General features: G+C 63.0%; 4 protein-coding genes. All 4 read right to left on the bottom strand.

Features of this window, described 5'->3' with window-relative positions:
- Positions 1–1258, bottom strand: a 1258-nt coding sequence (locus HMPREF9538_RS12940; RefSeq protein ID WP_009485214.1) for a histidine phosphatase family protein, incomplete at its 3' end; no start/stop codon positions are given.
- A 25-nt stretch (positions 1259–1283) separates the two neighbouring features.
- A complete protein-coding gene (locus HMPREF9538_RS12945; protein WP_002894151.1) occupies positions 1284–2642 on the bottom strand; it encodes an MFS transporter in 1359 nt (452 codons plus the stop codon).
- A 110-nt stretch (positions 2643–2752) separates the two neighbouring features.
- Positions 2753–3562: an inositol monophosphatase family protein gene (locus HMPREF9538_RS12950; protein ID WP_004151655.1), complete on the bottom strand. Its 810-nt coding sequence runs from the start codon at positions 3560–3562 to the stop codon at positions 2753–2755.
- A 121-nt stretch (positions 3563–3683) separates the two neighbouring features.
- Positions 3684–4297: substrate-binding domain-containing protein (locus tag HMPREF9538_RS12955; RefSeq protein ID WP_009485213.1), on the bottom strand; the 614-nt coding region annotated here is incomplete at its 5' end.

The raw sequence follows: 4297 nt of genomic DNA, 5'->3' as shown, positions 1-4297 counted from the left end.
CCAGGGCTCCCGCCGGGGCGGATGACCGGTCGATACGCTGACCCAGCGCGGTGATGGCCGCCTGGAAGGGACACAGCGTACCAACGTCGGTCTGACGGCAGCCCGGCTGACGCCACTCCTGACGCAGCATCGGGTGCTGCGCGTCCGGCGTCTGCAGACGACGCAGGTCGTCGAGGCCTTGCGCCTGGAAATAGACCCGCAGATAGCGTTCTCCGCTCTTCGCGTTGCGCCAGCGCTCCAGCACCAGGCTGCTGCCCGGCGGGATATTTCCCCGGCTGTAGCCCGGCAGCTGCCAGCTAAAGTTCATCAGCGTGCGTACCATGGCGATGTTGGTGTCATGGGCCACCAGCAGCAGCCAGCGTACGTTCGGATTCGCCTCCGGTTTGACGCCGTCGAGCATAGCGTTGAGCAGCACCGACCCGCGTTTTTGCGCGGTATACAACACATCGTTACTCAGATCGTAGTTTTCCGTTAACAGCGGCAGCAGGGCGGTGATCTGCCTGGCCTGGGTGATCTTGCCCCACGCCAGCTGGCTGAGAGGCAGGTTTTCACTCCAGCCGAGACGCAGCGTCTCCACCATATTGGCCATCACGCTCAGTCCGCTAATGGTGGTCTTCCCACTTTTGCTCTGCTCGACCTGCCACGGGGTATCGAAGATCGGGCAGGGCTTATCGGCCTGACAAACCGCCTGTTTCAATAGCTGGATGGTCGGCGCCAGCGCCTGCCGACGCTGCGCCAGATCCCCGGCCTTCTCTTTCACCGCCGCCAGCTGGCGGGCGGGGTCGGTTTGCGTGGCGGCGAACTTGTCGGTCTGAAACAGGGGATCGGCATCCCCGCTGACATAATGGATAGCGACGCCGCAGCCGGGGAAGGCGCCATCCACCAGCGCCTGGGCGGTCGCTCGCGTCCGCTGCAGCGGGCTGGCGCGCACGTATATCGACTCCGCCGTCGGGCATCCGGCCTGCAGCAGGCCGAGCTGGCGGTAATGCTGGCCTTCCGCACGCCCTTTGTTGACCACGGCGGCATAGCCATGGCCGGTGAGCTCCCCGTCATGGGTGGTCCACTCGGTCCACGGTCGTCCGGTGGCGGCCTCGATGGCTTCCCGGTTGCCGGCCGTCGGCGGACGAATACCGTGGCGGCTGAGCTCGACCACTTTCTCCAGCTGCCAGTCCGCGGCGGCGGCAGATTGCAGCGCCAGCAGCGGCAGCGCGCAGGCGATAAACAGGCGTAACAGTCCCTGATGTCTTGCAGGCATCATATCTTCTTCCTTATTCGTTAATCGGTTATGAGGAGAACGAGGTCTGCCGTTCGACGGCATGGCGCCGGGCGACGATGGCGGCAGTGGTAAAACAGAGTAGCGCGGAACCCAGACCGGTACCCACCCAGAACAGCGCCAACGTGCTGAAATCATACAGCGTTTTGCCGTTTTCAAGGATAGCCGTTTTATCAATAATGATCCCGGTGAGAAACTCGCCCAGGCCGGCGCCGGCGTAGCTGGCGATGCCGATGGTGCCGAGCGCGGCCCCGGCGGCCTTGCGCGAAGAGATATCGACGGCGATCAGCCCGCCAAGGAAGCAGGTCAGAGCGCCAATAGTGGCCCCGAAGATAATCATCGCCAGAATATCAGTGTAGTAATTGTGCGGCGACCAGAGCATCAGGGCGAAGCCGGCGGTGTTCAGCAGGCTGATAAACCCGGCCATCACGCTGCGGTTGCGCGGGAAAAAGCGGTCGGAGAGCATGCCGGCGATGATGGTCCCGGCGATGCCGGCGATAGCGTTGACGCCGATAATCCCGGACGCCTCCAGGGTGGAATAAGCTTTATCCTGCTCGAGAAAGAAGATCCCCCAGGAGTTGACGGCGTAGCGGTCGATGTACATAAAGGCGGAGGCGAGGGCGAGGGTCCACAGCGCCGGGTTGCGCAGCGCCAGCAGCTGGTTTTTAAACACCGAGCCGCGGGCTTCGACCTCTTCCTGCGGTTCATCGCGGATGACGTTGATGGACGGGAAGCCGCTGCTCTGCGGCGAATCGTGCATGAACAGCACCAGCAGCACCACGCCGGCGGCGCCGAGCGCGGCGGTGGACAGGTAGCCCATCTGCCAGCCAAACCCGGCGATCACCGCGGCGATCACCATATAGGTCACCGCCTCGCCGATATTATGCGCCGTCGACCAGATGCCATAGAAGGTGCCGCGCTCCTTAACGCCGTACCAGCGCGCCAGCGAGACCGCGCAGGGGCCGACGCCCATCGACTGCGCCCAGCCGTTGATCCCCCAGAAGATGGCCAGCAGCAGGGCGTTGGTGGTCATCCCCATCATCAGGTTCATCCCGGCGCTGAGCAATAAACCGAGGCTCATATAGCGCACCACGTTGGCGTGATCGGCGATAAAACCATTGACCAGTTTGCCGATGGCGTAGCTGAAGAACAGGGTAGAGCCGATCATGCCGAGCTCCGTCGGGGTGATCCCCAGCTCCACCAGCGCGCTTTTGGCGACGGTGAAGGATAACCGGCAGACGTAAAAGGTGACGTAGGCCAGGGTCATGGCGATAAAGGTTTGCCAGCGCACCCGGCGAAAACGGTGTTCATCAAACGCGGCGCCCGCTTTCGGCGGCGACGCCCGGAAAAAAGCGATAATTCCAGACATAGGTGGTTCTCCGCAGGTCGGAGGCCTGACTGATTGATGTGGTTCGTCCGTGAATGAAGTTATCGTTACTGTGTAGAGTACATAATCAGAGATAGCCTGACCCGTAAGGGTTAATGTAATGGTTGTGGGATCATCTTTTTCAGCTGCGGGTAGAGCGTTGGGCTGGCCAGCAGCAGCGGATTGCCGCGCTGGATCCCCTCCTGCGCCAGAAAATCGTTGCTGGCGCCGCCCGCTTCGCGCATCAGCACCAGCCCCGGCAGGGCGTCCCACGGGTTCATGTGCGGCTCGTAGTAGCCAATCAACCGGCCCGCCGCCGCCCAGGCGCTCATCAACGCCCCGGAGCCGTTGCGGATAAACATGCCGCCGTCGCTGAGCAGCGCCTGCAGAAACGGCAGAAAGTCCGCCGGGGTGACGCGATGCGAGGTGCCGACGCCCATCACGCCCTCTTTGACCGTCGTCGCGGGGTGCGGACGGATCGGAGCGTCGTTGAGCCAGGCGCCATGGCCCCGCAGGGCGTGAAACAGCTCGCGATGGTTGGGGTCGTAGACCACGCCGATGACCGGTTCGCCGTCGGCGACGATCGCCAGCGACAGGCACCAGGTGTGCAGGCCGTTGAGGAAACAGCTGGTGCCATCGATGGGGTCGACCACCCACAGCACTCGCGCGTCGGGCAGGCGAGCGCCGCTCTCTTCGCCGAGAAAACCATCCTCCGGAAACGCGCTCTGAATGCGCTGTTTGACAAAGGCCTCCACCCGCTTATCGGCCACGCTGACCACATCCTGCAGGTCGTCGCCCTTATGGTCGACGGTCAACGCCTCGCGCTGTTGATAGTATTCAAACGCCAGCTCAGCCCCCGCTTTCGCCAGCTCGCAGGCCAGACGGTAGCGGGCCTGTAGCGCTTCTGATTCCTGAGATTGCATAGTGACTCCCTATTTTGCACACGTGTGCATTTTGCGTGAAAAAAACAGCCCCGAAGGGCCGAATGAGTGTGGCCGGGTTTCGCAGAAGATTCTGTGATCGCTCCAGCATAAAATGATTTTTTCATTTCGCACTATGACGAATAATTAGTTTCACCGGCACTTCGCGATGGCGCGAGGGCAGGCTGAAGCGGGCGATCCGCGTCATTAACAAATCCACCGCGTGGTGGGCCAGCAGGGCGGTATTCTGCTGAACGGTGGTGAGCTGATAGGGCTGCCAGTCCGCCTGCGGGATATCGTCAAAGCCGACGATGGCCGGCAGCGGGGCGGCGGCGTCCCGCAGGCCGTCCTGGGCGCCCAGCGCCAGCATATCGGTGGCGCAAAACAGCGCCTGCATCCCGGGGTTTTCAGCAACCAATTCTCTGGCAGCCTGGTAGCCGGCCTGATAGCCGCCGCCGTCGCAGAAGCGGCTGCTCACCGCCATATCCGACGTCCGGGCGATAAAAGCCTCATAGCGCTGGCGGGTGCTGAAGTTCTCGCGATTTTCGCCAATAAAGCCAACCTGCCGCCAGCCTCGGCGGCTGAACAGATCCGCCACCAGCTTCGCTCCCTGGGCGTTATCGCTGCACACCCGGTCGCAGCCGGCGAGGTCCGCATGGCGGTTGATCAGGGTGACGGGGATCTTGCGCGCCAGATACTCCTCCGCCAGCGACAGCGGCGGGGGGGGCCGGGGGGGGG

It is taken from the genome of Klebsiella sp. MS 92-3, from assembly GCF_000195655.1.
Taxonomy (GTDB): domain Bacteria; phylum Pseudomonadota; class Gammaproteobacteria; order Enterobacterales; family Enterobacteriaceae; genus Klebsiella; species Klebsiella pneumoniae.
This window is presented reverse-complemented; position numbering and strand designations above follow the sequence as displayed.